Genomic DNA, 26769 nt, shown 5'->3' with positions numbered 1-26769 from the left:
AACATAAGAAAACCGGGCCCAAGTAATGCTCCCGGTTTAAAACTTACACAGTTTCTGATTTTTTATTAGAACGGATCGGATACAATGCTTTCTCCACTGTCTGCGCATTCTTTTCCGTGATTTCAGGTTTTCGCGGGATCGGCGGATACAAATCTTCAGGATCGTCCCATTCCTTTGGCAGTTCGACTGGTGCCTGATCCTTCCATTGATCTAGCCATTCCTGCGGCAAGCTGCCATAACAGTTTGAGTTTTCAATCATTTCAAGCCAGATCAGTGACCAGGCTCTTGGGACTACACGCCAAATATCGTAGCCGCCTCCGCCTACGGCAATCCATTTGCCGCCGCAATATTTATGTGCGACTTCATGCGCAAGCTTGGGGATTTCCCGGTAGATTCTCATCGTACTCGATAAATGCGTCAATGGATCGAGATAATGTGCATCTGCGCCATTTTGAGTCAGAATCACGTCGGGTTTGAAAAACTCAGCCACTTCCATCAGTGCATGTCTATAGGCATCCAGCCATGAGTCATCCTCTGTGAAGGCATCGACAGGGATATTGAATGAATATCCATAGCCTTTGCCCTGGCCGCGCTCATTCACATTGCCAGTCCCCGGGAAAAGGTAGCGTCCCGTTTCATGAATCGAAAGAGTGCAGACATTAGGGTCATCGTAAAATGACCATTGGACACCGTCGCCGTGATGGGCATCTGTGTCGACATATAATACGCGGGCATTGTATTTCTCCTGCAAATACTTTATCGCCACAGAGCTGTCATTATAAATGCAAAAGCCTGATGCTTTTCCACGGAAGCCATGATGGAGGCCGCCGCCAAGATGAAGTGCGTGATTGGCCTTGCCGGTCATGACATAGTCTACGGCTGTCAAGGTACCCCCGACAAGCAGAGCGCTTGCTTCATGCATATTTGCAAAAATCGGTGTGTCTTCCGTTCCCAATCCATAGCCTTCCGCTGATTCACCCTTAAGCTTTCCCTGGCCAGCAAGCTTAACAGCGTTTACAAAATTGGGATCATGAACGAGGTGCAGTTCCTCATCCGTTGCCATCCGAGGCGCAACAATCTGTTGATCTTCAATTGCGCCAATCTTGCGCAGCAAATCCAGCGTAAGCTTCAACCGCATCTGGTTGAAGGGATGGTGGCTGCTGAAGCGATAGTTCAGCAGCTCTTCTGAAAAGACGAATACAGAGCGGTCGCTCATGATGAGACACCCGGCAGATTCGGCCAGAGTACATGATGTCCGGCTTTCTTCAAGTCCTTGATCACCGCGATTGGATTCATCGTCTGGATCCTCACAACGAGGATTTTGTAACGTTCATCCTTTTGGTCAGGGTATACAAGCACGCTCTGGATATTTGCTTTCCTCATGCTGATGACAGATGCGATTTCACAAAGCATTCCCGCTTTGTTTGGCACTTTTACTTCTATTTGCGATCCCGGCTGGTGGGCACCTGTAAGCTCAACAAGAGTATGGAGCAGGTCTGTTTCAGTAACGATGCCCACCAGTTTCTTATCCTTGATGATTGGCAGGCAGCTGATATTATGTTCATAAAAGATTGCCGAGATTTCCTCGACAAAATCGAGTGGATGTCCAGTGATTACATTAGTCGTCATAATCGACTTGACTGGGTTCTCAAGTTCACCCTTATGCTCATCCCAATGGAAAACGGACGGAGCGGCATCCTTGATGTCCCGGTCAGACACCAGGCCGATGACACCCTGGTCCTTATCTACAATCGGGATATGGCGGATTTTTTTATCTGCCATTAGCTTGATTGCATCCGCGATTGTATTCTCAGGGAAAAGCGTCGTGACCTCTCTTTTCATAATTTCCTCGACGATCATGATTCCTTCCTCCTTGCATGATGAGGCTTCTTATTAATCATCAATACATAAAACGGTTCATGAACCGCAGCTGGTCGAATTTTTGGACGGACTCAGGCGGAATTCTTTTTCCGATACGTGCCATCAGGCAGTTTGCTGGATGGGAACTGATTTCGGGATCGTCTGTCGCGTACCAGGTAAGGCCGCCGGCATTCATCATTTTTTCCATGACCTTGCGATATTCCCAAACATTCAAGCCGGTTCCTTTTAGGTCCCAATGCCAGTAGTATTCAGTCGTGATAATGATATAATCTTCCATTGCGTCATCCATCATGGAAACCATCAACAAATTCTTGCCAACTCGGCTGCCGCGGAATTCTGGAATGACCTCAATTGCACCAAGTTCGATTAAATCTTCCATTTTTCCTTCAGACCATCTTTCGAGTGGGTCAGGATATAGATAAGTAACATAGCCGACAATCATATGGCCTGAGCGAGCTACGATGATCCTGCCCTCCGGCAGTCCGGCAATCTCAACCAATGCCTTGTGCTGCTGGGCAGGGGGACGGAATGCCACTAAATCTTCGTGGAATTCATAGCTTGCCAGTTTTTCCGGAGAAATAGGGCCTTCAATGATCAAACGGCCATGAGGAGTCTTTAATTCTTTTGCGTTATAAGTCTTTTTATGTTCCATTCAGTCACCACCCGTCAACATTTCAAACGATAATTCTATTATACATAAAATCTAACAAATAAAAGCGCTTTCACAAAATTTTCTGTATTTAGTTTATGACTTTTCGGTGGGGGATAGCAAACCAAAAATAGTCTTTTATCTTCTATTAATATTTTAAAAATTGAGAAAATCGAATTTTTATACTATAATGTATTTTAAATATAAAGCCAAGGGGGATGGATATATGAAAGTGGAAGCGCTACCAGTTACACAAGGGGATCATAACTTAAAGAATTATCAAGAGCTTCATGGCCAATTTGATTGGAGTGAAGCGGAGAAAGAGTTTTCCTGGTCTGAGACAGGCAGAGTCAATATGGCTTATGAAGCGATCGACCGCCATGCTGAAGGATTCAGGAAAAATAAAGTTGCGCTTTATTATCAGGATGGGGTGCGCAAAGAAAAATATACTTATAAAGAAATGAAGGAGCTTTCCAATAAAGCGGGCAATGTGTTTAAAACTTATGGTGATGTCGAAAAAGGCGACCGCGTGTTCATCTTCATGCCTCGTTCTCCAGAACTATATTTTGCTGTTCTCGGGGCGGTCAAGCTAGGCGCAATTGTTGGCCCTCTTTTCGAAGCATTCATGGAAGGCGCTGTCCGTGACAGACTTCAGGACAGCGGGGCAAAGGTACTAGTAACGACGCCTGAGCTGCTTGAGCGTGTTCCTGTGGATGAACTCCCTGACTTGAAGCATATTCTTCTTGTTGGTGACAATATTGAAGAAAACGATAAGTATGTTGATTTCAAGGAAAAGCTAGCTGAAGCCAGCAAAAAGCTTGATATCGAGTGGGTTGACCGTACAGATGGCCTGATCCTGCATTATACTTCCGGTTCGACTGGAAAGCCTAAAGGCGTACTTCATGTACATAATGCGATGGTCCAGCATTATCAAACGGCCAAATGGGTACTTGATCTTAAAGAAGATGATGTCTACTGGTGCACCGCGGATCCAGGCTGGGTAACAGGAACATCATATGGGATTTTTGGCCCGTGGCTTGCAGGAACATCCAATGTCATCATTGGCGGGCGTTTCAATCCGGAGACATGGTATAAGATGATCGAAGAGTACGGAGTGACTGTTTGGTACAGTGCTCCTACAGCATTCAGGATGCTAATGGGTGCAGGGGATGAAGTAGTGAAGAAGTTCGACCTTAGCTGCCTTCGCCATATCCTGAGTGTCGGTGAACCGTTGAACCCTGAAGTTGTAAGATGGGGAATGAAGGTGTTCAACCTGCGCATCCATGATACATGGTGGATGACGGAGACAGGAGCACAATTGATCTGTAACTATCCAAGCATGGAAATCAAGCCTGGATCAATGGGTAAACCAATCCCTGGCGTAAAAGCTGCGATTGTCGATGATCAGGGCAATGAATTGCCGCCATACAGAATGGGCAATCTGGCGATTAAAAAGGGCTGGCCATCGATGATGCATACAATCTGGAACAACCCGCAGAAGTATGAATCTTACTTCATGCCTGGTGACTGGTACGTTTCCGGTGACTCAGCGTATATGGATGAAGATGGCTACTTCTGGTTCCAGGGACGAATTGATGATGTCATCATGACTTCTGGTGAGCGTGTCGGACCATTTGAAGTTGAAAGCAAGCTGGTTGAACACCCTGCAGTAGCTGAAGCTGGTGTCATTGGCAAGCCAGATCCGGTCCGCGGTGAAATCATCAAGGCGTTCATCGCATTGCGTGACGGTTATGAGCAGTCGGACGAATTGATCGAAGAGATTCGCCAATTCGTTAAAAAAGGCCTTGCTGCACATGCTGCTCCACGTGAAATCGAATTCCGCGACAAGCTTCCTAAGACACGTAGCGGTAAGATCATGCGCCGTGTATTGAAGGCATGGGAACTTGACCTCCCAACCGGTGACCTTTCTACAATGGAAGACTAATAGGAAGGTTGAAAGAGCGTGAAACCAGGTTTCACGCTCTTTTTGCGCCTGAAAAAAATGAACACCGCTCCAATAGGGAAGCGGTGTTCTTCTTGCTTATATGCTAATTTCCATTGCCATTCCCGTTTCCATCGCCATTACCATTTCCGTCACCATCACCATCACCATCACCATCTCCTGGAGGTGGCGGCGGTGGTGGCTTAGGTGGATCCTTTGGCTTAGGGTCAGTTGGCGGAGGATCTTTCGGTTTAGGGTCGGCCGGAGGATCCTTAGGCTCTGGCTTCTGTCCAATTTCAATGATATTGGAAGGTGCTGATTCTTTCCCGGCAATATCGACTGCCGTTACATAGAATGATCCGTCACCTGCATTGAAACTCAGAGCTTCCCCTGCCTTGATGCTGCCGACTTTCTTCTTGTTGTTATAGACCCTGTAGCCGACAATGTCATTATCCGGGTGCTTGCCCCATGTGATGGTCTTGCCGGAAAGCTTGATTCCCAATGCTCCAGGAGTCTTGCCATTTTCACTCAGCTTATCATTCGCAACAAGAATCTTGTTCCATGCATCCTTTTTAGGGATCAACTGCTGAGGGTTCCTGATTTTATGGCCGATAATGCTTTCCATATACTCTGGATTCAAAATGACACCTGTATCTGTGAATTCTGCTGGTGTGGAATCAAGGGCAATATAGCGCTTGTCTCCTACAGTAACAAATTTATTTTCAACCAGGCTGTCATCTACCTTAGTTGGAGCATATTTGGCAATAAAGTAATCCGATTCAACAAGTCCTGCTTTCGAACATGCACTTGAAGGCAGCAAACCGGAAACTGCACAATATGATCGCTTGACGATTCCGCCAGGCATCTTGAATCGTTCTTCAGGGTCGACTAACTGAGGAGCAACATCATAAGCGTCATTCATCAGGTCTGCCCAGATGTATTGGGTTCGGACTCCGTAACTTAGCCCTTTGTAACTTCTTTCAAGTGCTTTTGGCGTATCGTATCCAAGCCACACACCGAAAGACACATTAGGGTTGGTAGCTACAAACCACGAATCTATATATTCATGACCTGTACCTGTTTTACCAGCCCAATCAGAACCGAATTTCAATCTGCTTTTAACAGCTGTAGCTGTACCTCTGTTAATAACGTCACGCATCATATCAATCGTTAAGTAAGAAGTCTGTGGACTGAACACATCTACTGGTTCAGATTTATGCTGGAATACGACTTCACCATTTTTGTCGACTATTTTCTCAATCATATAAGCATCAATGAACTTCCCGCCATTAGCGAATGTACCGAATGCGTTGGTGTTTTCTTCGACAGTAACACCTCCGCGTAATGAACCGATAGCGGTAGCTTTGTTGGTATAATCATCTGGTTGCAAATTCGAAAATCCCATTTTATCAAGGAAGTTAGCAGGTCGCTGATTCAGTATATTTTTATATGCAAGAACCGCTGGTACATTATAGGATTTTGTTAGTGCATGTCTTGCTGTTGTCAATCCGCTGTATCTCATATCATAGTTATTAGGCCATGCCTTGTTAGGTCCATTTAAAAATACCTGCACGTCTGGAAGGATTGAACCAGGATGCAATGTCCCGAGCTCCATAGCCGGAGCATAAACCAGAAGTGGCTTCATTGTAGATCCATTTTGTCTTGGAGCTCTTGAAGCATGGTTCGTCTGTTCACGCTTAAAGCTTCGGCCACCAACAAAACTAATGATTTTACCCGTTTTGTTCTCAATCAGAGTAGCACCGATTTCCACCGGCTCTTTGACAACGGTTGTTTTATTCGGATCATCCGGATCCGGAACTTCCTGAGGTTTGTCGCTTCCATAGTAAGGGTAATTCTTTGCAGTTTCCTGCATCTTTTCATAAATTTCTTTATTGATGGTCGTGTAGATCTTATAACCATTCTGGCGGATATCACGGTCTGCAAGCGCCTCGTATTCTGCCATCAATTTATCGTCTTTTTTCAAATCTTGCAGTTCATAGCCATCACGCTCGGCTAAAATTTTCGCCAGGATCTCAACAGAACGGGCCTCAATTTCAAACGTCAAGAAAGGATATTCTTCAACGGTATTATCACTTGGGACCTCTTTTACAAAGTCTTTAGTGATATCATAGTTGATCGCTTCCTTAAACTCTTGATCAGAAATAAATCCAGCTCCATGCATTCTCGAAACAACTGTCTTGTACCTGGATAGGCCAGGCTCAAGCCCAGCTGGGTCCTTCAGCTTGCCGTGGTCGCTGCTGAATGGCGTATAGCCGAATGGACTTTGTGGAAGTCCGGCAATGAAAGCGGCCTGAGGCAAGGACAGATCCTTCGCGTCTTTACCGAAGATTCCTTTTGCTGCAGCCTGTACACCGGCAATGTTGCTGCCGTTCGCGTTGCGTCCAAATGTAGCGACATTCAGATAGGCTTCAAGGATTTCTTTTTTATCAAAGAATTTCTCGAGACGAAGTGCGAGCAGGATTTCTTTCGCTTTTCGCTCGAATGATACTTCATTCGTCAGGATTTGGTTCTTGATTAGCTGCTGTGTCAATGTACTTCCCCCGGAAGATGTCGCTGAGTTTGTGACCTCCTGGAAAAGTGCACGCAAGATAGCTTTTGGAACAACTCCATCATGCTCGTAAAAATACTCATCTTCCGTTGCGACTACAGCATTTATCAAATGCTTTGACATATCGTCAAGCTTGACTTCCTCACGGTAGAGATCTGTTCGGAGCTTGCCAAGATAGACATCATTATCAAAATATAAATCCGAGGTTTCTTCATAGTTGTAAATATCTTTCCTCATGTTTTCATAAGGTCGGATTTGTTCATCTTTGACAAGGGATGCGAAGTAGCCGGCACCTGCTCCTGCGGCGAAGCCGCCGCCGAGAACCAATACAATGATCAATAACAACAGCATGTTCCAGACAACCGAATAAGTAATCCGGGCTCCTTTTACGGTCTTTTTATTCGTAAAAAAAGCACCAAAGGATTTAAGCTTCTCTTTCCAAGCCTGTTTTCCTTCATGCATTCATATCATTCCCCCTAAAATCACATACATTATAGCATAAACATGCTGTCGAATAGATGTTAATCTGAATTTTTCTGAAAATTTATGTCGAATTTGACAACTATTAGTCCTTTATGGTAAAAATGCTTTATTAACTTTATAGCAAAAAGCTGTGAAGGGAATGAGTAGTGCTTCTGTCAATGTTCCAGAAAGCCGGCGGGTGCTGTGAGCCGGTACAAACAGAAGGACGAATTACCTCCCCGAGCGCCGCAGTGAACAGAGAACTTAGTAGCCGCGGACGGTTTAACCGTTATTTTATTGAGTGGAAGACATTTTTTATTTTGTTTTCAAGCCGGGTGGTACCGCGCATACAGCGCCCCTGCATTTATTGCAGGGCGTTTTTTATTGGGCGAAAATCCGGTTGCGAAATATATTTTGAATGGAGGAAGAAGAAATGGAATTACTTAAAGATCTCGAATGGCGCGGGATTATTTACCAGCAAACAGATGAAGAGGGAATAAAGGACCTGCTATCCAAGGAGAAAATTTCACTTTACTGTGGTGTTGATCCAACAGCGGACAGCATGCATATTGGGCATCTTCTTCCGTTTCTAACATTGCGCCGCTTCCAGAATGCAGGTCATCGCCCGATCGTCCTGGTTGGAGGAGCGACTGGTCTGATTGGTGACCCAAGCGGAAAGAGTGAGGAACGTAAGCTGCAAACCCTGGAACAGGTTCAGTTGAATGTAGACGGAATCAGAAAGCAGTTGGAGCAAATTTTCAGCGTGGAAGGTGAAAACGGTGCGCTGATGGTCAACAATTACGATTGGGCCGGGTCCATGGATGTCGTTACATTCCTGCGTGACTTCGGTAAGCATGTTGGCGTAAATTACATGCTGGCCAAGGATACAATCGCTTCAAGGCTTGAAACAGGTATTTCGTTCACAGAATTCACTTACACGATCCTGCAAGCGATGGATTTCTTCCATTTATATGAAAAACACGACTGTAAGCTCCAGATTGGAGGAAGCGACCAGTGGGGCAATATTACGACTGGTCTCGAATTGATCCGTAAAATGTCTGCAGAAGGATCAAAGGCTTTCGGCCTGACAATTCCGCTTGTCACGAAAGCAGATGGAACGAAATTCGGTAAGTCAGAAAGCGGCGCTGTATGGCTTGACCCGGAAAAAACGTCACCATATGAGTTCTACCAGTTCTGGATTAACACAGCTGATGCTGATGTTGTGAAGTACTTGAAATTCTTCACTTTCTTAGAAAAAGAAGAAATCGAAGCGTTGGAAAAAGCGGTAGAGGAAGAACCACATCTTCGCAAGGCTCAAAAAGCTCTTGCAGAAGAAATGACACGCATGATCCATGGTGAAGAATCCCTTCAGCAGGCAATCAGGATTTCAGCAGCCCTTTTCAGCGGTGATATCAAAAACCTGAGCGCTGATGAAATCAAGCAAGGCTTCAAGGACGTTCCCTCTTTTACAGTTGAAGGGGAAGAAGAACAAGGTCTAGTCGACTTGCTCGTTGCAGCAAAAATCTCGCCATCCAAGCGCCAGGCGCGTGAAGATGTATCAAACGGCGCTGTCTCCCTGAACGGAGAGCGTGTAACCGATACGGCATATGTACTTGGCGGTGCAGACAAGATCGATGGACAGTTCACGATCGTTCGCCGCGGCAAGAAGAAGTACTTTATGATTAAATACTAGAGTTTGATGTGGAAAACCAGCTATATATATGAAGAAAACAGCCATCCTGGAACCCAGGTGGCTGTTTCTTTTATAAATAAGATATCAGTTTTTAGCTTTTTCGATCACATTTTCGAATATATCAGCGGATTTTCGAATATATTGACCACTTTTTCGAATATATCGACCACATTTTCGATTATATCGACCAACTTGGAAGAACAAAGGCTAGGAGATGAGGAATAGAAAAAAACAAAAACCCCAGCCAAATCGGCTGGGGTTCTTTATGCACTCTATTAACGAGAGTAGAACTCAATAGTCCTACAAACCCTAGTGTTTTCAAGGCTTGAGGCGGTTATATTGAAAACCTCCCCCAAAACCTCCCCCAATATTAGAAATGTAATGCTTGGCTGAATGCAATAACTGATTCTTCTTCCATCTCTTTAAAGATGTGACCGTAAGTATCCCAAATCATTTGGGGTGTATTACCTAACCGATCAGCAATAACATTAACAGGTTGTTTCTGGCTAATCAAAATAGTTGCATGGGTATGACGTAATCCATGTGGAGTAATTCGTTTTAACTTCGTTTTTTTGATGATTCGGTCAAAACTATATTTTAATGTGTTTTCTCCGGTTGGAGTACCAGATTGATATGAGATAAAAACAAAGTCATCGTCTGAAATGTGTTTACCGAATGATAGCTTTGTCATCTTGCACCAAGTACGGTACAGTTTTAATTGGCTTACTAAAATATTATCAACTCTGATAGTCCGGTAACTATTTTTCGTTTTAGGAGTACGGGCCCCTTTTTTATCTCTAGTACGTTCAACGGTAATTTTATTATTTTCTAAGTCTATATTATTCCACTTTAACCCTAAAGCTTCACCTTTCCTCACACCTGTATATGCTAAAAGTAAGATGAGTGTGTAATTAGTAATATTCTCTAATTCCTTAGCAGCTTTAAGAAATTCATTCAATTCCTTAGCTGTGAGAAAGTTATCGTTTACCTCTTCAACTGGAATGGTTATTTTCTTGAAACGATTGCGTGGAATAATTTCATCATCCACTGCTGCGTTAATCGCAACCTTAAAGAGCCGATGAAATAATTGTACTGTACTAGGTTCATAATAATCCAAAAGTTTATTAATATATACTCGTTTATAGGTGGTCTTGTCTAATTCGGCTAACTTATATTTTCCAAGCATCGGCTTCATTTGATATTTAATAGCATTTTCTCGTTGCAATTGTGTTGTAATTTCCCAGTCATTTTTATGAGTTTCAAACCAAATATCCAGCCACTCTGAGACTGTTAAATTCGAATTCTCCACTTGCTTTACTTCACCATTGAGAATACTAGCCTTTACTTCAAGTAAGGCACGGTATGCAACTTTTTCGGACTTTAATCCCTGTTGAGACTTTTCTCTCCTTTTTCCGAGAGCATCATAATATCGATAACGGTATCCCCATAATTTTTCATTTTTAACATTAAAGTAATAGTATAAATCATTATCTTTTTTGGACTTGTATTTTTTCATGAATATCTTCCCTTTCAAACGTGGACAGACGCTTATGGGGGATTGATATTAAACGGCATCACCTCCTAAAATTTAATAATGTCATTCAAAACCATTTTCATTAACTTTTAGATTAATGGCTTTAATAGCATTTTCAATTATATTTATTATGTTTTCTGCGGTCTTTTTTTCTGTTTTAGCTAAAGGGTTAGCAGGTTGCTTCCTTAGTTTAATAATGTTCACTAAATCCGTATAAAATGATTCAGCAGTAATATCATAACCTAAATGTATTTTTAGATCAGACTCAAGCTTTTCTCTTAATGAAAGACCTTCAATGTATTCTGTAGCCCATTCAGGTTCAGCACCGTTTCTTATTATAGAGTTTGCTATTATTTGGTCTAATCTTAATTCAAGGGCATGAAAGGCTTCTGTATATACATTAAAGAATGTAACATCATCTAGTAGTTGGTCAGGAGTTTTATTTATAGTTTTCTTAGCATGATCTAGATAAGCCTCATATAGATTAATTTGAATAACTTTTCCCTTTTCTAATGGTGGTTCTTCTTTATATATTTCCTCATATTCCTCTTTTGATATAGGGTTTTGATTCTCTTTTTCTATGCCTTCAATAAAAGCTCCAAATAAATCGTAAAACTGCTTAAACTCTTCGGAATACATAATCTCTTTGGTAAGATTACTACCTTTATATTTACCCTCTAAAAATCCGGGGAATTTTTCTTCTACTTTTAATAGAGAAAACATTAATGGATTTTCTACTAAAGTAAAGAACCTTTTAACATCTTCTGGCGCCTTTTCAACAAATGAGGCCCACTGTAACTTTTTGGCATCTCCATCTGTGATTTCTGCAAGTGCCTGATTCAATTTATCACTTGCTGGAGGGGTTTTTCCATTTTGAAGTTTACTTAAATAAGGTTTTGTTGCTGCTATTCCTTGTTGTCTAAGTTTTAATGATATTTCATCTAAAGTTAATCTTGATTTTTTAATATAACATCTTAATAAATCTGCATAATTCATATCCCCACCTCTTTGATAATTATTATCTAATATTGATATAAAAATAGCAACTTTAAATGTTTGAAAAATTTCCGAGGGTTATTTTTTGCCTGATAAAACAAAGTGTTGTTATTATAAGTTTAACAAAAGTTTGATTTGTTTGTTTAATAATTAACGAATGCATTAAAAATCAATCAGAATGTTAAACAAACTATATTAACTTACGAATATGAAACAAATTAAGTCCATTTAAAGTTTTACGAGAAAATGGAGAAATAATTTGTTTTAACAAAAAAACAAAAAGCGGAGGAAGATTACATGCAAATGGCACAGATAAAAGTTGATGTTAATCAAGATGAGGTTAGAAATTATATTAATCAAAAACTAGAAGAGTCTATAGAAGAAGCGTTATTTATTTGGGATGTTGATCAAATGTCTAAACGAACATGTATGAGTAGATCAACCTTAGAAGTTGAGTTTTTACGTGATCCACGAATGAAATTATTGGAAAGAAGAAAAGAAAAAGGTAAGAGGTACTGGTTTTATGAAGAATCGAAACGTGTGATAAGAGAAATTATGAACGAATGGTAAAAAGAAGTATAGACAACTAGTTATAGAGGTAAATAGATAAATAAAAAAATAGTAGTGGACAGACGCTTAATCTATTTGCTAGTTTCAACCATTTATACTGAAAAATAAACTAAGTTTTTAACCGAATTTAATTAATTGTAATCAAGCAGAACAACAGATTATTACAAAGGTCGAATTCAATGCTCCAACATTGATTTTTAAAAATTAATACACTACCAATATATCAAAAGACCATAATTTTGATCTAGAAAATTTAAGTAGATTTTAACAATTAATACTGTACGAAATGATGGTGATATTATGAATGAAAGCCAAAGCATAAAACTAGCAAGTGATTTTTTTAATGCTTTATATGGCAAAATTAATAATGGTTTTCTACCTTTGTGGACTTCTGAAAATAAAGAAACTAAATGGTATGAAGTTAAGGAAATAGAAACAGCTGCTTTTGATTCAACGATGTTAGCTAAGGAATATAACGTATATATTGGTGTGGGTTTACGAAAAGAACGACTTGGTAAGTATGAGAGAGGTAGAAACACGGATATTTTATATTTACCCGGTGTGTGGGTGGAAATTGATATAAAGGGTGGAAAACATGCAGCTAAGAACCTTCCAAATGAACAAGAAGCAAAAGTTATATTAGATACATTTCCTTTAGAGCCGTCTATTATGATTAATAGTGGTGGTGGATGGCATTGTTATTGGTTGTTTGATGAAGCAGTACGTATATTAACGGAAAATGATCGTGAAAGTGCTGATAGAATGCTGAAGAGATTTCAATCAGTATTCATTCGATTAGCAAAAGAAAAAGGACTTCACATTGATAATACAAGTGACTTAGCAAGGGTTTTGAGGGTTCCGGGTACATATAATCGTAAGGAACAACCGAAGTTAGTAAGCACCTTGAAAATGTCTGATCACCGCTATTCATTAATGGAATTGCGCAATGCAATCGAAGAATTGGAAATAAAAAACCCTTCAAATAACAATCATGGGATAAAAGATAGAAAGCCTCAACTGCCAGATGCAAAAGTTAAACCCATTATAGAAGGTTGTAATTTCATTCAATCTTACTTAGATAACAAAGAGAGTGCTACATATTCCGAATGGATGGCTGCACTTTCAATCGGCGCTTATTGTGAAAGTTATGAAAAGATTTGTCATGAATGGAGTGTGGGACATCCAAGTTACACAGAAAGTGAAACGAATCGAAAAATAACAGAAATTCGCTCAAAAATGAAACCAAGAACCTGCAGTTCAATTAACGAAGAGTTTGGTGTATGTAACGGTTGTAAATATTCTAATATCATTAACAGTCCTATCGCAATCGGAATGAAAAATAATATCGCTGATGCACATTCTTCCAATACAATGGTCCCATTACCTTATTTCATAGCTGGTAACAAGCTATTTAAGACTGTGACCAGAAAAGTAAAAGGGGTGGAAGTTGAAGAAGAGGTAATAGTTTCACGTATGGCTCCAAAGATAATAAAAGAGTTTTCAAATATCGAAAGAAACAGCGTTCATTATGAGATAACGTGGATGAATCGGGGGCAAGAAAAACATGAAATTGTACCGGCCAGTACTCTATCCACTAGAAAAGAACTACTAACATTAGCAGATAAAGGTTTTTCTGTAAACGATATAAATTACAAAGATTTGATTAACTATTTTGATAAGTATTTATCATTCAATGGGTTGGAACATTGCCATATGGTTGAGAGGTTAGGCCGTATTAAGAATAACTTTATTCATCCATTAGAGTCTTGTGGTGTGGAGATTGTACCTAACGACATTGGAGAACGCCAGTTACTTGAAGGGTTCGAAATAAAAGGGACTCCAGAAACTTGGAAAAATGAAGTATTGGATCGAATTAAGGCGTACCCCAAAGTGCTATTTATTGTTTTGGCTTCTTTTGCATCAGTTATTTTACACGATTTAGAAGTAAGTCCTTTTATTATAGACCTATCCGGGCCAACTTCACAGGGGAAGTCAACATCCTTACAGGTTGCTAGAAGTGTTTGGGGCAGTGAGAGCTTAATAAACGAATGGAATGCAACCAGAGTTTCCATAGAGCGTAAGGCTGGGTTCTTAAATAGTTTTCCTTTATTTATGGACGATACTCGAAAGGCTGATGAACGAATATTACAATCAGTTATTTATATGTTTAGCGGTGGTCGCTCTAAAGGTAGAGGAAGTCTAAAGGGATCACAAAGAGAAGCGACTTGGAACAATATTTTGATAAGTACTGGTGAAGTTTCCTTAGCGGATTACGCTGCAAAGGCGGGGGGTGCGGCGGCAAGGATTATCTCAATTGTAGATCAACCGTTTGTTAAAGTCGATCATCAATTTTTTTCGGATATATATAAGGCAATGAACGAAAATCATGGGGCTATTGGTGTTGAATTTATAAAATATTGGCGGGAGAAAAGGAACATTTTCATTCGCGAGTTTTATAAATTCAAAGAATTATATATGAAAAAATCGAAGGATAACGAAGTTTTAACAAGGTTAAGTCTATACTATGCATCTGTTCATTTTACAGGTTCAGTTTTAAATAAAGGTTTTAATTTTGATATAGATTTAAATACACTAGTCTGCCTTTTTGATGAAATAGCAAAGGAAAATCATGCACTGGATAAGCCTAAAGAGATACTTGAACAAATGTTATATGAGTTAGATAGTACAAGAAATGATATCTATTATGATAATCTACCTAATGATATAAAGGCCGTTTATCATCACAACACGATTTGCTTGATGCCAAGTTTCTTAAAGAAATTTCTTGGACCTGAAGAAAAAATGATTAGGCGTGAGTGGGCAAAGAGAGGGTATACCCAACAGTTTACACGAAATGAAAAAGTTGTTGATTATAAACAAATCAAGCATGGTAATAATAAATTCACTGCAGTTGTTTTGAATCCGTCTTGTATTAAGGAGTTAGGGTTTGATTTTACAATTGAAAATCCTTGCAGTACCCAAAGTACGCAAATGATTCAACAAAGTTAGATTCTGTGTACTGCAATAGATGTTGATAAATAAAGTATTTAAACATATTGGTACTCAAAGTACTCAAAGTACTCTAAATAATAATGTACATGTAATTCTCCGGAAAATGTTCTAATAAAATAATATTTTTTTATTTAGTAGAGTGATAATTAAATTAGAGTACTCTGGGTACTTTCTGTACTTTGACGAAGAAAGACTGTAACAAAAGGGTTTCATAATACTAAAATAATAAATGACTGTGTACTTTTGTGTACTCAATAGTGAATTTTAATTATTCCCAGAGAAAGTGTAATGGTAGTTTGTGGATAATTAATAGAATTGTAGCAAAGTCATTTTTATATAGAAGAAATGAATTGATATTTTTGTTGTCGGTAGTAGTTATCTTATTTTTGAATAAAGGAAGGGGAATAATATGTATTTTGCTAACGATGAACATTTAGAAAATTATAAATGGCTGATGCAATTATATGCTTTAAGCCACGGTAAAGATTTAGAGTATGAAGCAAATATTTATATCGCTTCATACCCCGAAGTATTTAAATGTTTTTGTAAGGATAATATTGATCTAAGCTGTGGTCCCCTTGCTGATATTTTTGACGATGAACGTGGTCATAATGCTGCTGCGTTGACAGGTTCAACCATAAGAATGGTTGATTTAGGAATGTCTCTTTATAATGATTATAAGGTTTCGGTAGCGGAAATCATTTGTGCTGTGAACGATGAAAAGTTAGTAGATGTATGTATTGAGGCTATACGTATTAGAGCAGGAAAGTATCGATAATGACTTTATAACAAGGAATATTAATAAAGCTTTTTATATAAAAAGTAAGCGAGATTTAGAGACACGTTTTGAAAACTTTATGATTAAGGAGTTGTTTTAAAATGATTGTTATTGTTGATAAAATTGGAACTGGTTCTGAATGTGATCCAATCAGACCAGACACAACTGCTTCTGATTGGCAAGTTGTTGAAGAGCTTGAGACAAAATTTGTTATTGAAATATTAGATGATAACGTCTGACTAACGGATTTCATTATAAGAGGGGGTTAATTATGCCTTGTGTAAGCTTAGCTCATTACAGAATCACAATTACTCCCCCAGACCATTTACTCATTAGAAGGATAAAAAAGGATCGGTTGTTTATTTTTACGAATAACCGATCCTTTTATTTAAATCTATTGTAGATACTTTTTTATTTCCTCAGATTTAGGCACTTTTCCTGAAACTATTAACTGTTCGTCAACAACGAGTGCAGGTGTACTCATAACCCCATATTTTGCAATTTCCTTAAAATCTGTTACTTTTTCAATAGCAGCATCTATACCAAGTTCTTCAATTGCTACTTCTACATTGTTTGCTAATCTTTTACAATTTGCACAACCGGGTCCTAATACTTTAATAATCAATTTAAGCATCTCCTTAACAATATAATATGGTGAAAAATATGGTAATCCCTATGAAAATAGGAAATCCAGCGAATTAAATGTGTAACCAATAATAATAATTCCTAAAGCACATATAGCGATAAAAGTAGCTAATAATTTTGGCTTCACTACTTTACTTAACATAATTAGAGAAGGCAGGGATAAAGCTGTAACGGCCATCATAAAAGAAAGGATGGTTCCTATTTCTACACCTTTTCCAAATAAAGCTTCTGCAATTGGTAAAGTTCCAAAAATATCAGCATAAATAGGTATGCCAACAAGGGTTGCAATTAAAACAGCAAATGGGTTGTTCTCTCCGATAACTGTTTCAATAACCGATTGTGGAATCCAATTATGAATCAATGCACCAATTCCAACACCAATAAGAATGGCGTACCAAACCTTTTTATAGATGGACTTTACCTGTTCAACAGAATAGTTGATTCTGTCCTTATAAGTTAACTCTTCTATTTGTCCATCTATGTTGCTGTGTCCTGATGTTACAAAGGATTCTACCTGATTTCCTAAATTCAATTTATCAATAAGTGTACCGCCAATTACGGCAAGGATTAAACCAACAATTACGTAAATGGCAGCGATTTTCACTCCGAAGAATGACGTTAATAAAAGAAAAGAAGCAAGGTCTACCATCGGTGAAGAAATTAAAAAAGAAAAAGTGACACCTAATGGTAAACCTGCAGATGTAAAACCGATAAAGATGGGTATACTGGAACAACTACAGAAGGGAGTAATCGTTCCAAGTAATGCACCGAGAATATTTCCTTTTATCCCTTTGATCCCGCCCAAAAGTTTTTTTGTCCTTTCAGGTGGAAAATAACTTTGGATATAGGATATGAAAAAGATTAAAACAGTCATTAAAATAAAAATTTTAATGGTGTCATAGATAAAAAAATGTATACTTCCTCCGAGTCTTTCTTCAATAGGAAGTTGAAAAACTCTTTGCACAAGCAATTTGACTAGATCAGAAAGCCATTCCATTTTGAGAAGCTGGTCATTCAGCCACGAAAATATCTCCATAATATTTTCCTTCTTTCTATTGTTCTTACCTTAAATAAGGAAGAACCTTTTCTCTTTGCAGACGATAGACGGTGAAACGTCCTTCTTTCCGAGACCTAATCACATTTCCTCTTTCTAGGAGTTTCAAATGATGTGAAACAGTAGAGGTTGGAATATCCAAACCAGATACTATTTCACACATACATAAGTCATCAATCGCTAACATCCCAATAATTCTTAATCGCGTCTCATCCCCCAACGCTTTGAAAAACTCTGCTTTTTCCATTCGTTTATCATTTTCTTTTAAAAATGGTAGTTCTTCTTCAGATTGATTTACAATGTTTTTTGTTTCTTGATTATCTTTTACAGTTGTTTTTGTTGAAAGTGGTATTTCCATATGCATATGTTTCAACCTCCTACTATAAGTATAAAACTAGTTTTATAGTTTTGTTGTTTTTTATTATTAACTTTTTGTGAACAATAATTAGGTTTATTGAAAAATAGCAGTTGGAAGTGGTCGATACTATAGTAAATAGAACTTCCCTTGACCCTGTACTATGGTACAGGGTTTATAATATATTTGAGGTGAGATAGATGCGATATCGTATTGGGGGACTAGCTGAAAAGTGTGGTGTTAACAAGGAGACTATTCGGTATTATGAGCGTTTAGGTTTAATTCCAGTGCCAAATCGTACCGAAAAAGGATACAGAATGTATTCTCCACAAACGGTTGATCGATTACATTTCATAAAACGGATGCAGGAATTGGGTTTTACCTTAAATGAAATTGACAAATTGCTAGGGGTTGTTGATCACAACGAAACAAAGTGCCGTGACATATATGATTTCACTGTTCTTAAATTAGGGGACATCCAGCGTAAAATTGAAGATCTAAAAAAAATGAACAAATGTTGATAGACCTTAAAGAAAGATGTCCTGAAAACAAAAATATTTACGAATGTCCTATTATCGAGGCTTTAATGAATTAAGAAAAGAAAACAGTAGAAAATTTACGAAATAATAAATTTTTAAAGGTAGAAGTATTATGGGGGATTGTTGTAGTAACGTCAAAGAAATAAAAGTTGAAAATAATGGTAGTTGTCCATCATGCAAAAATAAGGCTAAGAATGTAAAGTTAATTACACTAAAATCATTACTTAAACCATCTGCATTAGAAACATTAAATGCTAAAGAAAATCATTATTTTTGTTCAAATAAAGTCTGTGATGTAGTCTATTTTGATACGAATAATAAAAAGTACCTTGTATCTGACTTGAAGGTAGCTGTACATCAAAAAGATGAATCAGCAACTACACCAATTTGTTATTGTTTTGATTGGACAAAAGAAAAAATTAAACAATATGTGGAAAATGGACTTACTCCTAAACCAGTAGAACATATTCGCGAAAACATAAAAGAAAACCGATGTGGCTGTGAGGTAAACAATCCACAAGGTAGTTGTTGTTTAGGGAATGTTACAACTTATATAAAAAACATATCTTAATAAAAAGAGCTAGATATAAATTTTCACTGCTTTCGTTTTCAACAAATAAAACAAGATGCAGTAATAAAACATAAAGCACACATCTATTTAAAATGATATGTGCTTTTATGATTATGATGTTTGTTTATCTTTGGAAATAAATAGTAAAAGCTGAGTAACAATAGCAAGAATAGGCAACTCTAACAGAGGACCAATAACGAGTGTTAAAGCAATTAAAGGTTGGTCTGGGAATGCAGTCATGGCAATTGCTAAAGCGATTGGAGAATTTCTTGCTAGAGTAGTTAAACCCAGACTTGCTCTGTCCTTGTATGGAAACTTCATAAGCTGTCCAACCTTTTGGCCAACAACAAAATTAATGATGAAAAATAAAAGGATCGGAATGGTGATTTGCCACATTAAATCTAGGTTATCAAGCAATAGTTGTCCTTGCGAAGCAAACATCGCAACGATAGCAAGACTAAGAAAAATAATAGGTAACACGCTGAGGTTAGAGATAAGGTTGTCTCTTAACTGTTGTTTGTTTCTCAAGACCATTTTTGTTAGAAAAGCTAAAACTAAAGGTAAGAATAGAGCAATTAAAATACTATCCATCAGAAATGAAAATTCTATAACCCCTGTTGTTCCCCCAAAAATAAGAAGATAAATAGGCAACAAAATGACCTGTAAGATTAAGTTTAGAGGTAAGATAGCTGTTGATAATGCAACATTTCCTTTTGCGATCCCTGTGAAGATTAAGTACCAATCAGTACATGGTGTAACCATCAGCATAATGAATCCAATATATAATGCTGGATTGTCACCTAAAAAACCTAATGCTAGTAGCCATGCTAAAATAGGTGTCCAAACAAAGTTTATAATGATTGAAGTATATGTAAACTTAATGTTTTTAAAAGCTATCCATATTTCTTCAATAGGAATTTGTAAGAAAGTAATATACAACATAGCTACTAGTATAGGGACAATAAAACTTTCCGCATTAGCTCGTATTAGTTCTACTTGTCCTATGCTTAAACCAATAATTACAGCTAAAAAAATAATAAAAGTATATAACTTTTCGATTAAATTCATTGTAATCTCCTAACAATAATAAATAAAATACAATCGTTACTTTATCATAAATTGATGCGTATAAGAATTAATTGTTTTGATATTACAAAGGTTTTTGTTTTCATTTTTTCTTAATAAATTAATAAAAAAACAGTTGCAAAACATATATAAGTGAAATATTATATAAGTAAATTATTATATAAGCGAATTGTTATTTGTTTATATTTAGGTCAATGTGGGAGGTGTACATCTTGCAATTAGCCACGGTAGAGATTGAAAAAGTTGCAGCTATCTTAAAGCTCTTAGGTGATAAGACAAGATTAACGATGGTAAAAATGCTGGCCACGAATGATTATTGTGTTTGCGAATTTGTTGAAATTTTTAAAGTGAGCCAACCTGCTATTAGTCAGCATGTTCGTAAATTGAAGGATCTTGGAATTGTTACGGAAACTAGAAAAGGGCAATGGATTATTTACTCATTGAATAAAGATAGTGACTATTATCCATTAATCACAGATTTACTGCAACGTCTTCCCAATCAAGATTATAAACTACAGGAATTAGAGGAACAGGGGTTACGTATCTCGTGTGACTAATGGAGGTAAGGAATTTGATAACTGCAATATTAGCATCAGTCATTTTTTTGGCAACACTCATTTTAGTTATTTGGCAGCCTAAAGGATTGAATATCGGTTGGTCTGCCTGTGGTGGAGCCATCCTAGCTTTACTAGTGGGTGTAGTCGGTTTTAACGATGTGTTCGAAGTTATCGGCATTACTTGGAACGCAACATTATCTTTTGTCGCTATTATCATTATTTCATTAATCTTAGATGAGATTGGATTATTTGAATGGGCCGCACTGCATATGGCAAGAGCTGCTAAAGGTAATGGAGTAAAAATGTTTGTCTATGTCAGTATTTTAGGAGCGATTGTTGCTGCATTATTTGCTAATGATGGCGCTGCCTTAATCCTGACACCGATTGTCCTAGCGATGGTGCGTAATTTGAATTTTAAAGAAAAACTAGTGTTTCCTTTTATTATGGCAAGTGGATTTATCGCAGATACAACTTCATTGCCATTTGTTGTCAGTAACTTAGTTAACATTGTATCTGCCGATTTCTTTGGAATTGGGTTCGTAGAATATGCTTTTAGGATGGTTATACCGAACTTATTCTCATTGCTTGCAACGATTACGGTGTTATTAGTGTATTTTAGAAAAAACATTTCAAAAACGTATGATTTATCTAAATTAAGACAACCGATAGATGCCATTAAAGATCCAAAAATGTTTCGTCTCTCATGGGTTGTTTTGGGGATATTACTAATTGGATACTTTTCAAGTGAATTCATTAATATTCCTGTTTCAATTGTGGCAGGGATAATTGCTATTGTCTTTTTATTGGTGGCTCGAAGGAGTAAAGTCGTTAATACAAAAGCAGTTATTAAAGGCGCTCCGTGGAATATCGTGTTTTTCTCAATTGGAATGTACATTGTTGTATATGGTCTAGGAAATGCATGGCTAACCAATTCATTAGCTAGTGTTATTCAGGCAACTGCCGAGCAAGGGTTATTTGTTGCGACGATAGGAATGGGCTTTATTGCAGCTTTCCTATCATCCATCATGAATAATATGCCAACGGTTATGATTGATGCATTAGCCATTGCTGAAACCAATACTTCAGGTGTTATCCGAGAGGCGCTGATTTATGCGAATATCATTGGATCTGATTTAGGTCCAAAGATTACACCAATTGGTTCTCTTGCAACTTTAGTGTGGCTCCATGTTCTATCTCAAAAAGGGGTTAAAATTTCATGGGGAACTTATTTCAAGACGGGTATTGTTTTAACAATCCCAATCTTATTTATCACTTTACTAGGTCTGTTTTTAACTTTATTAATTATCTAAAAGGAGAATGATATTATGTCTAAAAAAACAATTTATTTCTTATGTACAGGTAATTCATGCCGTAGCCAGATGGCAGAAGGATGGGCTAAAAAGCATCTCAGTGATGAATGGGAAGTAAAAAGTGCCGGAATTGAAGCACATGGATTAAATCCAAATGCTGTTAAAGCCATGAGTGAAGTAGGTATTGACATTTCAAATCAAACTTCAGACATTATAGATCCTGAAATTCTAAATAATGCGGACTTTGTTGTAACTTTATGTGGAGATGCTGCGGATAAATGTCCGATGACACCACCACACGTAAAACGTGATCATTGGGGCTTTGATGATCCCGCAAAAGCAGAAGGTACAGAGGAAGAAAAGTGGGCTGTATTCCAACGTGTTCGTGATGAAATTGGTGAAAGAATCCAACGCTTTGCGGAAACGGGAGAATAAGCAGACAATAGAATAACCAAGAGGATTTCCTCTTGGTTTTCTTTAAATAAACAAATAAGTAAATGCTTATTTAATAATATATTGGGAGGCTTTTACATGAATAAAGTTGAGATTTTTGATCCTGCAATGTGTTGTTCCACGGGAGTATGTGGACCAAGTGTTGATCCAGAGTTAACTAGAGTAGCGTCTGCTGTTTATTCATTAGAGTCAAAGGGCTTTAATATTAAACGATACCAACTAACAAGTGATCCTGATAAGTTTGCGGAAAATGAAGAAATAAACCGTGTATTTATAGAAAAAGGACCGAATGCCTTACCAGTGGTTTTAGTTAATGACAAGTTAGTAAAAGTGGGAAGCTACCCTACAAATGAAGAATTTGCAGAATGGTTTGGAGTAAAACCAGAAGAATTATATGAAAAACCAAAATCACGAATTTCGTTTAATTTAAATCAACTATAATCCATTCGAAAGAAGGCAAAAGATATGTATCCATTATTTAGTCCGAATCATGTTGATACTCAATTTTTATTTTTAACAGGAAAAGGCGGAGTAGGAAAAACATCGACAGCTTGTGCAACAGCAGTAGCATTGGCGGATAGTGGAAAAAGTGTATTGTTAATAAGTACAGATCCTGCTTCTAATCTGCAAGATGTATTTGGAATCGAACTTACAAGCACCCCAAAAGCAGTGCCAGCCGTTGAAAATTTATTTGCAAGCAATATTGACCCAGAAGCATCCGCAAAAGCTTACCGTGAAAGTGTGGTTGGTCCATATCGTGATAAATTTCCAGAAGCAGTAGTGGCTACGATGGAAGAACAATTGTCAGGTGCTTGTACGGTTGAAATTGCTGCATTTGATGAGTTTACGGGTTTTCTTACAAATAGTGAAATTACAGATCAATATGACCATATTATTTTTGATACAGCGCCAACTGGTCATACGTTACGCCTTTTACAACTCCCAACAGCTTGGAATGGATTTTTAGAAGAAAGTACGCATGGCGCATCCTGTTTAGGCCCTTTATCTGGGTTAGCAGATAAAAAGAGTCTTTATTCAAACGCAGTATCTGCCCTTTCTAACCCTTCTAAAACGACGCTTATATTGGTAACCAGACCAGATGTTTCATCTCTTTTAGAAGCAGATCGTGCTTCAAAGGAACTGAAAGAAATTGGAATTAAAAACCAAATGCTCATTATAAATGGCCTTCTTCAAAATCACAATGAGAACGATGAAATCTCATCTGCTTTTTATCATCGACAAAGAGATGCGTTAAAACAAATTCCGGATAATTTACATGAGACTATTACGTACTCGTTACCGTATGTTTCCTATTCTTTAACAGGTGTAGAAAACCTTCGAAACTTGTTTAAACCATCCAAAGTTTTAGCAACTTTGAATGAAGAAATTCCATCCGTAAATCTTCCGGGATTACAAGCTGTCATTGATGACTTTTCAGTAAAAGGTACAAAGTTGATTTTTACAATGGGTAAAGGTGGTGTTGGAAAAACAACTGTTGCATCAGCTATCGCAGTTGGCTTAGTTGAAAAAGGACATCAGGTCCATTTAACCACTACAGATCCGGCAGCACATTTGGACTATCAATTCCAAAGTGGTCATCTAAATCAAAACCTAACCATTAGCAGCATTAGTCCGAAAAAAGAGGTTGAAAAGTACAAAGCTGAAGTGCTTTCGAAATCGAGTAAGGATTTAGATGAAGCTGGACTTGCTTATTTAAGAGAAGATTTAGAATCACCATGTACAGAAGAAATTGCCGTTTTCCAAGCCTTTGCAGAAGTTGTAGCTAAATCGGAAAATGAGATTGTCGTCATTGATACAGCACCCACAGGGCATACCTTACTATTATTAGATGCCTCAGAGTCTTATAGTAAAGAAATCGAAAGGTCAACAGGAGAAGTGCCAGAAAGTGCAAGAAAACTGTTGCCACAAATTCGAAATCCAAAAGAAACATCTGTAGTGATTGTCACACTGGCAGAAGCGACACCTGTTTTAGAAGCATCTAGATTACAAGACGATTTAAGACGGGCAAGTATAAATCCAAAATGGTGGGTCATTAATCAAAGTTTATCTGCCACTAATACAAACGATCCTATTTTAAAAGGGAAAGCATTGGCAGAAAAAGAATGGATTCAAGAAGTGAGGGATAACAAGTCTGAAAAGTGTGCCGTTATTCCGTGGTTACCAGAAGAAAAAATTGGGTACAACAAGCTAAAAGATTATATTCATTAATCAGTGGGGGAATCGAGTATGGAAAAAGTGGTGATTTTAGGAACAGGTCCAGCAGGGTTAACAGCTGCTATTTATCTTGCAAGAGCAAATATGAAACCAGTTGTGATTGAAGGTGATCAACCGGGCGGACAGTTGACTCTTACAACAGAGGTTGAAAACTTTCCGGGTTTTCCTAACGGAATCATGGGACCAGAATTAATGGAGAATATGAGAAAGCAAGCAGAGCGTTTTGGGGCTGAATTTAAAAGAGGCTGGGTTACAAATATAGATTTATCAAAGAAACCATTTTGCTTAGATGTTAACGGTATTGGTGAAATTGAAACGGAATCACTTATCCTTTCAACAGGTGCTTCCGCAAAACTTTTAAATATACCGGGAGAGAGAGAGAACATAGGTCGCGGAGTTAGTACATGTGCCACTTGTGATGGGTTTTTCTTTCGCGGTAAAAAAGTGATTATCGTTGGCGGTGGGGATTCTGCTATGGAAGAAGCGAATTTTCTAACAAAGTTTGCAAGTGAAGTCATCATTGTCCATAGAAGAGATGAACTCCGAGCTTCAAAAATTATGCAGGATCGTGCGAGAGAAAATGCAAAAATATCTTGGAAACTTAATAAAACACCACTAGAAGTAATGGCAGGAGAAAATGGTGTTACAGGGTTAAAAGTGAAAAATAATGAGACCAATGAAGAAGAGATTATTGAAACGGATGGGATTTTTGTCGCTATCGGACATAAACCAAATACATCATTTTTGAATGGTCAGATAGATACAGATGAAACAGGGTATATCAATGTTGTACCCGGTACTACTGAAACCAATGTTCCGGGGGTATTTGCTTGTGGGGATGTACAAGACAAAAAATACCGTCAAGCGATTACTGCCGCCGGTACGGGATGTATGGCAGCACTAGATGCGGAAAGATATTTAGAAGGAAATGCAGTTCATGATTGGAGTAAATCATCATAGCAGGAGGGAAAACATGACAACAAAGAATTATCAAGAATTAGTAAAGGAACGTATTTACATCGGTGGTGCAGATGATGTAGAAGATATGATGAAAAATGAAAAAGTAGATGTCATCTTTGATTTAAGAGCAGAATCTCCAAAGGCTAGCTCTAATTATAATCGTATACACAGCCCTATTGTGGACGATGCTGAACGCCAAGATGAATCTGTTAAGAAATCCATTGAACAGGTTGTGAATGCGTATAATGAAGGGAAAAACGTTTATTTCCACTGTCAAGGTGGGAGTAACCGTACAGGTACTGTTGCAATCGGTACATTATTGGCTTTGGGAAATGCAAGTACAATCGAAGAAGCAGAAGAGATGGCTAAGAACGTACGGCCAAAAATTAGTGTGAAACCAGAGATGAAAGAGACACTGAGAAGAATTTATCCAAATGCATAGTAAATATAAAGGGAGAGAAATAAAATGAAAATTACAGATGGGGCTAAACAACTGTTAGAGAACTTTTTACAAGAAAAAGGAGCAGAAGGAATTCGTCTTTCTACTGTTGCGGGATGTTGTGGCCCGCAATTTACGATCACCTTAGATCCACCGATAGAATCGGATAAGATCGAAACGATTAATGGAATTAAAGTAGCCTTCGATTCAAAAGTTACGGGTACTGAAGAATTAACATTAGATATAGAGGAAAATCAAAATGGTGCTGGATTAGTTTTAATCGGTGCTAGCAGCTGTTGTTAAAGGAAAAAAATTAGAGTGGCAAAATAATAATAGTCGAAGCTGTCATTAGGCAGCTTTTTTTTGTTGTAATTACAGTTTCAGTACCTCGTCATTTTACGACGAGGTACTTCTCTATATAAATAAAGTGACAATTTCATGGATAAGTTCAAGTTGAAAGATTGTCAAAACTTCAAAGT

25 protein-coding genes, 1 pseudogene and 1 other annotated feature are annotated in these 26769 nt (G+C 38.0%); of the genes and pseudogenes, 16 read left to right on the top strand and 10 right to left on the bottom strand.

Annotated features, from left to right (window positions below; translation table 11 throughout):
- Positions 1-43 precede the first annotated feature (43 nt).
- Genes RH061_RS18170 through RH061_RS18160 form a run of 3 tightly spaced genes read right to left on the bottom strand, consistent with a single transcriptional unit; the run spans position 44 to position 2533 of the window.
- A complete protein-coding gene (locus RH061_RS18170) occupies positions 44-1216 on the bottom strand; it encodes an acetoin utilization protein AcuC (protein ID WP_311072230.1) in 1173 nt (390 codons plus the stop codon).
- A complete protein-coding gene (locus RH061_RS18165) occupies positions 1213-1860 on the bottom strand; it encodes an acetoin utilization AcuB family protein (protein ID WP_311072228.1) in 648 nt (215 codons plus the stop codon). The genes RH061_RS18170 and RH061_RS18165 overlap by 4 nt, the downstream gene beginning before the upstream one ends.
- Before the next feature lie 40 nt (positions 1861-1900).
- Positions 1901-2533, bottom strand: coding sequence for a GNAT family N-acetyltransferase (locus RH061_RS18160; RefSeq protein ID WP_311072227.1), 633 nt, complete (start codon positions 2531-2533; stop codon positions 1901-1903).
- 223 nt (positions 2534-2756) lie between these two features.
- On the opposite strand from RH061_RS18160, the gene acsA reads away from it, so the two are divergent.
- A complete protein-coding gene (gene acsA, locus RH061_RS18155) occupies positions 2757-4475 on the top strand; it encodes an acetate--CoA ligase (RefSeq protein WP_311072226.1) in 1719 nt (572 codons plus the stop codon).
- A gap of 103 nt (positions 4476-4578) precedes the next feature.
- Here acsA and RH061_RS18150 read toward each other — a convergent pair whose 3' ends face one another.
- On the bottom strand, positions 4579-7503 hold the full coding sequence (locus RH061_RS18150) for a transglycosylase domain-containing protein (RefSeq protein ID WP_311072224.1): 2925 nt from the start codon (positions 7501-7503) through the stop codon (positions 4579-4581).
- A 142-nt stretch (positions 7504-7645) separates the two neighbouring features.
- Positions 7646-7866: a binding site (T-box leader), on the top strand.
- Between the two features lie 70 nt (positions 7867-7936).
- Between RH061_RS18150 and tyrS the strand changes: the two genes are divergently transcribed.
- Positions 7937-9196, top strand: coding sequence for a tyrosine--tRNA ligase (gene tyrS / locus RH061_RS18145; RefSeq protein WP_311072222.1), 1260 nt, complete (start codon positions 7937-7939; stop codon positions 9194-9196).
- 370 nt (positions 9197-9566) lie between these two features.
- On the opposite strand, the gene RH061_RS18140 is transcribed toward tyrS, so the two are convergent.
- Entirely contained in the window at positions 9567-10712 is a 1146-nt protein-coding gene (locus RH061_RS18140; protein ID WP_031540525.1) for a tyrosine-type recombinase/integrase, read from the bottom strand.
- An 81-nt stretch (positions 10713-10793) separates the two neighbouring features.
- Complete coding sequence (locus RH061_RS18135) at positions 10794-11726, bottom strand: hypothetical protein (protein WP_065429129.1); 933 nt, start codon at positions 11724-11726, stop codon at positions 10794-10796.
- A gap of 297 nt (positions 11727-12023) precedes the next feature.
- On the opposite strand from RH061_RS18135, the gene RH061_RS18130 reads away from it, so the two are divergent.
- The 4 genes from RH061_RS18130 to RH061_RS18115 all read left to right on the top strand — a co-directional run bounded on the left by RH061_RS18130 (position 12024) and on the right by RH061_RS18115 (position 16325).
- The gene (locus RH061_RS18130; RefSeq protein WP_031540527.1) at positions 12024-12296 is read left to right on the top strand and encodes a hypothetical protein; all 273 of its coding nucleotides are present in this window, start codon (positions 12024-12026) and stop codon (positions 12294-12296) included.
- Positions 12297-12596: 300 nt separating this feature from the next.
- Complete coding sequence (locus tag RH061_RS18125) at positions 12597-15305, top strand: DUF927 domain-containing protein (RefSeq protein WP_311072221.1); 2709 nt, start codon at positions 12597-12599, stop codon at positions 15303-15305.
- A gap of 412 nt (positions 15306-15717) precedes the next feature.
- Positions 15718-16086, top strand: a complete 369-nt coding sequence (locus tag RH061_RS18120; protein WP_031540529.1) for a DUF2538 family protein — start codon at positions 15718-15720, stop codon at positions 16084-16086.
- Positions 16087-16187: 101 nt separating this feature from the next.
- Positions 16188-16325 carry a hypothetical protein gene (locus tag RH061_RS18115; protein ID WP_155986811.1) on the top strand — a complete coding sequence of 46 codons (138 nt, stop codon included), beginning with the start codon at positions 16188-16190 and terminating at the stop codon, positions 16323-16325.
- A gap of 155 nt (positions 16326-16480) precedes the next feature.
- Here RH061_RS18115 and RH061_RS18110 read toward each other — a convergent pair whose 3' ends face one another.
- From RH061_RS18110 to RH061_RS18100, 3 genes are read right to left on the bottom strand one after another with little or no spacing between them, the layout of a single operon-like run.
- On the bottom strand, positions 16481-16720 hold the full coding sequence (locus RH061_RS18110) for a thioredoxin family protein (protein WP_311072218.1): 240 nt from the start codon (positions 16718-16720) through the stop codon (positions 16481-16483).
- A gap of 39 nt (positions 16721-16759) precedes the next feature.
- The gene (locus tag RH061_RS18105; RefSeq protein WP_031540531.1) at positions 16760-17767 is read right to left on the bottom strand and encodes a permease; all 1008 of its coding nucleotides are present in this window, start codon (positions 17765-17767) and stop codon (positions 16760-16762) included.
- A 25-nt stretch (positions 17768-17792) separates the two neighbouring features.
- Positions 17793-18149 carry an ArsR/SmtB family transcription factor gene (locus RH061_RS18100; protein ID WP_042354773.1) on the bottom strand — a complete coding sequence of 119 codons (357 nt, stop codon included), beginning with the start codon at positions 18147-18149 and terminating at the stop codon, positions 17793-17795.
- A 191-nt stretch (positions 18150-18340) separates the two neighbouring features.
- Between RH061_RS18100 and merR1 the strand changes: the two are divergent.
- Together merR1 and RH061_RS18090 are read left to right on the top strand one after the other, a co-directional pair.
- Positions 18341-18735 (top strand): annotated as a pseudogene (gene merR1, locus RH061_RS18095) (mercury resistance transcriptional regulator MerR1).
- 56 nt (positions 18736-18791) lie between these two features.
- Positions 18792-19250 carry a putative iron-sulfur cluster-binding metallochaperone gene (locus RH061_RS18090; protein WP_031540533.1) on the top strand — a complete coding sequence of 153 codons (459 nt, stop codon included), beginning with the start codon at positions 18792-18794 and terminating at the stop codon, positions 19248-19250.
- Between the two features lie 111 nt (positions 19251-19361).
- Here RH061_RS18090 and RH061_RS18085 read toward each other — a convergent pair whose 3' ends face one another.
- Positions 19362-20318: an arsenic resistance protein gene (locus tag RH061_RS18085; protein ID WP_031540534.1), complete on the bottom strand. Its 957-nt coding sequence runs from the start codon at positions 20316-20318 to the stop codon at positions 19362-19364.
- Between the two features lie 230 nt (positions 20319-20548).
- Between RH061_RS18085 and RH061_RS18080 the strand changes: the two genes are divergently transcribed.
- From RH061_RS18080 to RH061_RS18045, 8 genes are all read left to right on the top strand, one after another.
- Complete coding sequence (locus RH061_RS18080) at positions 20549-20893, top strand: ArsR/SmtB family transcription factor (RefSeq protein ID WP_031540535.1); 345 nt, start codon at positions 20549-20551, stop codon at positions 20891-20893.
- Positions 20893-22203: an arsenic transporter gene (locus RH061_RS18075; protein ID WP_031540536.1), complete on the top strand. Its 1311-nt coding sequence runs from the start codon at positions 20893-20895 to the stop codon at positions 22201-22203. Before RH061_RS18080 ends, RH061_RS18075 begins: the two co-directional genes overlap by 1 nt.
- Before the next feature lie 15 nt (positions 22204-22218).
- Positions 22219-22638: an arsenate reductase (thioredoxin) gene (gene arsC, locus RH061_RS18070; protein ID WP_031540537.1), complete on the top strand. Its 420-nt coding sequence runs from the start codon at positions 22219-22221 to the stop codon at positions 22636-22638.
- A 96-nt stretch (positions 22639-22734) separates the two neighbouring features.
- Complete coding sequence (gene arsD, locus RH061_RS18065; protein WP_031540538.1) at positions 22735-23097, top strand: arsenite efflux transporter metallochaperone ArsD; 363 nt, start codon at positions 22735-22737, stop codon at positions 23095-23097.
- A gap of 24 nt (positions 23098-23121) precedes the next feature.
- Positions 23122-24885 (top strand): arsenical pump-driving ATPase, encoded by a 1764-nt coding sequence (arsA, locus tag RH061_RS18060; protein ID WP_031540539.1) that lies wholly within the window; start codon positions 23122-23124, stop codon positions 24883-24885.
- A gap of 18 nt (positions 24886-24903) precedes the next feature.
- Entirely contained in the window at positions 24904-25851 is a 948-nt protein-coding gene (gene trxB / locus RH061_RS18055; RefSeq protein ID WP_042354774.1) for a thioredoxin-disulfide reductase, read from the top strand.
- A gap of 13 nt (positions 25852-25864) precedes the next feature.
- Positions 25865-26293 carry a protein-tyrosine phosphatase family protein gene (locus tag RH061_RS18050; protein WP_031540540.1) on the top strand — a complete coding sequence of 143 codons (429 nt, stop codon included), beginning with the start codon at positions 25865-25867 and terminating at the stop codon, positions 26291-26293.
- Positions 26294-26317: 24 nt separating this feature from the next.
- A complete protein-coding gene (locus RH061_RS18045) occupies positions 26318-26593 on the top strand; it encodes an iron-sulfur cluster assembly accessory protein (protein ID WP_031540541.1) in 276 nt (91 codons plus the stop codon).
- The last annotated feature ends 176 nt before the right edge of the window (positions 26594-26769 follow it).

This window comes from Mesobacillus jeotgali, from assembly GCF_031759225.1.
GTDB lineage: Bacteria > Bacillota > Bacilli > Bacillales > Cytobacillaceae > Mesobacillus > Mesobacillus jeotgali_B.
Note: the sequence above shows the minus strand (reverse complement) of the source record. Positions and strands in the feature narration are given on the sequence as shown.

Bases quoted from the DNA above. Each gene is read 5' to 3' on its own strand.
- RH061_RS18170 (WP_311072230.1), bottom strand. From the start codon at position 1,216: ATGAGCGACCGCTCTGTATTCGTCTTTTCAGAAGAGCTGCTGAACTAT.
- RH061_RS18130 (WP_031540527.1), top strand. From the start codon at position 12,024: ATGCAAATGGCACAGATAAAAGTTGATGTTAATCAAGATGAGGTTAGA.
- RH061_RS18085 (WP_031540534.1), bottom strand. From the start codon at position 20,318: ATGAATTTAATCGAAAAGTTATATACTTTTATTATTTTTTTAGCTGTA.
- RH061_RS18050 (WP_031540540.1), top strand. From the start codon at position 25,865: ATGACAACAAAGAATTATCAAGAATTAGTAAAGGAACGTATTTACATC.
- RH061_RS18045 (WP_031540541.1), top strand. From the start codon at position 26,318: ATGAAAATTACAGATGGGGCTAAACAACTGTTAGAGAACTTTTTACAA.
- arsA (WP_031540539.1), top strand. From the start codon at position 23,122: ATGTATCCATTATTTAGTCCGAATCATGTTGATACTCAATTTTTATTT.
- RH061_RS18090 (WP_031540533.1), top strand. From the start codon at position 18,792: ATGGGGGATTGTTGTAGTAACGTCAAAGAAATAAAAGTTGAAAATAAT.
- trxB (WP_042354774.1), top strand. From the start codon at position 24,904: ATGGAAAAAGTGGTGATTTTAGGAACAGGTCCAGCAGGGTTAACAGCT.
- RH061_RS18100 (WP_042354773.1), bottom strand. From the start codon at position 18,149: ATGCATATGGAAATACCACTTTCAACAAAAACAACTGTAAAAGATAAT.
- RH061_RS18120 (WP_031540529.1), top strand. From the start codon at position 15,718: ATGTATTTTGCTAACGATGAACATTTAGAAAATTATAAATGGCTGATG.
- RH061_RS18150 (WP_311072224.1), bottom strand. From the start codon at position 7,503: ATGCATGAAGGAAAACAGGCTTGGAAAGAGAAGCTTAAATCCTTTGGT.
- arsD (WP_031540538.1), top strand. From the start codon at position 22,735: ATGAATAAAGTTGAGATTTTTGATCCTGCAATGTGTTGTTCCACGGGA.
- RH061_RS18115 (WP_155986811.1), top strand. From the start codon at position 16,188: ATGATTGTTATTGTTGATAAAATTGGAACTGGTTCTGAATGTGATCCA.
- RH061_RS18135 (WP_065429129.1), bottom strand. From the start codon at position 11,726: ATGAATTATGCAGATTTATTAAGATGTTATATTAAAAAATCAAGATTA.
- RH061_RS18125 (WP_311072221.1), top strand. From the start codon at position 12,597: ATGAATGAAAGCCAAAGCATAAAACTAGCAAGTGATTTTTTTAATGCT.
- RH061_RS18160 (WP_311072227.1), bottom strand. From the start codon at position 2,533: ATGGAACATAAAAAGACTTATAACGCAAAAGAATTAAAGACTCCTCAT.
- tyrS (WP_311072222.1), top strand. From the start codon at position 7,937: ATGGAATTACTTAAAGATCTCGAATGGCGCGGGATTATTTACCAGCAA.
- arsC (WP_031540537.1), top strand. From the start codon at position 22,219: ATGTCTAAAAAAACAATTTATTTCTTATGTACAGGTAATTCATGCCGT.
- acsA (WP_311072226.1), top strand. From the start codon at position 2,757: ATGAAAGTGGAAGCGCTACCAGTTACACAAGGGGATCATAACTTAAAG.
- RH061_RS18075 (WP_031540536.1), top strand. From the start codon at position 20,893: ATGGAGGTAAGGAATTTGATAACTGCAATATTAGCATCAGTCATTTTT.
- RH061_RS18140 (WP_031540525.1), bottom strand. From the start codon at position 10,712: ATGAAAAAATACAAGTCCAAAAAAGATAATGATTTATACTATTACTTT.
- RH061_RS18110 (WP_311072218.1), bottom strand. From the start codon at position 16,720: ATGCTTAAATTGATTATTAAAGTATTAGGACCCGGTTGTGCAAATTGT.
- RH061_RS18105 (WP_031540531.1), bottom strand. From the start codon at position 17,767: ATGGAGATATTTTCGTGGCTGAATGACCAGCTTCTCAAAATGGAATGG.
- RH061_RS18165 (WP_311072228.1), bottom strand. From the start codon at position 1,860: ATGATCGTCGAGGAAATTATGAAAAGAGAGGTCACGACGCTTTTCCCT.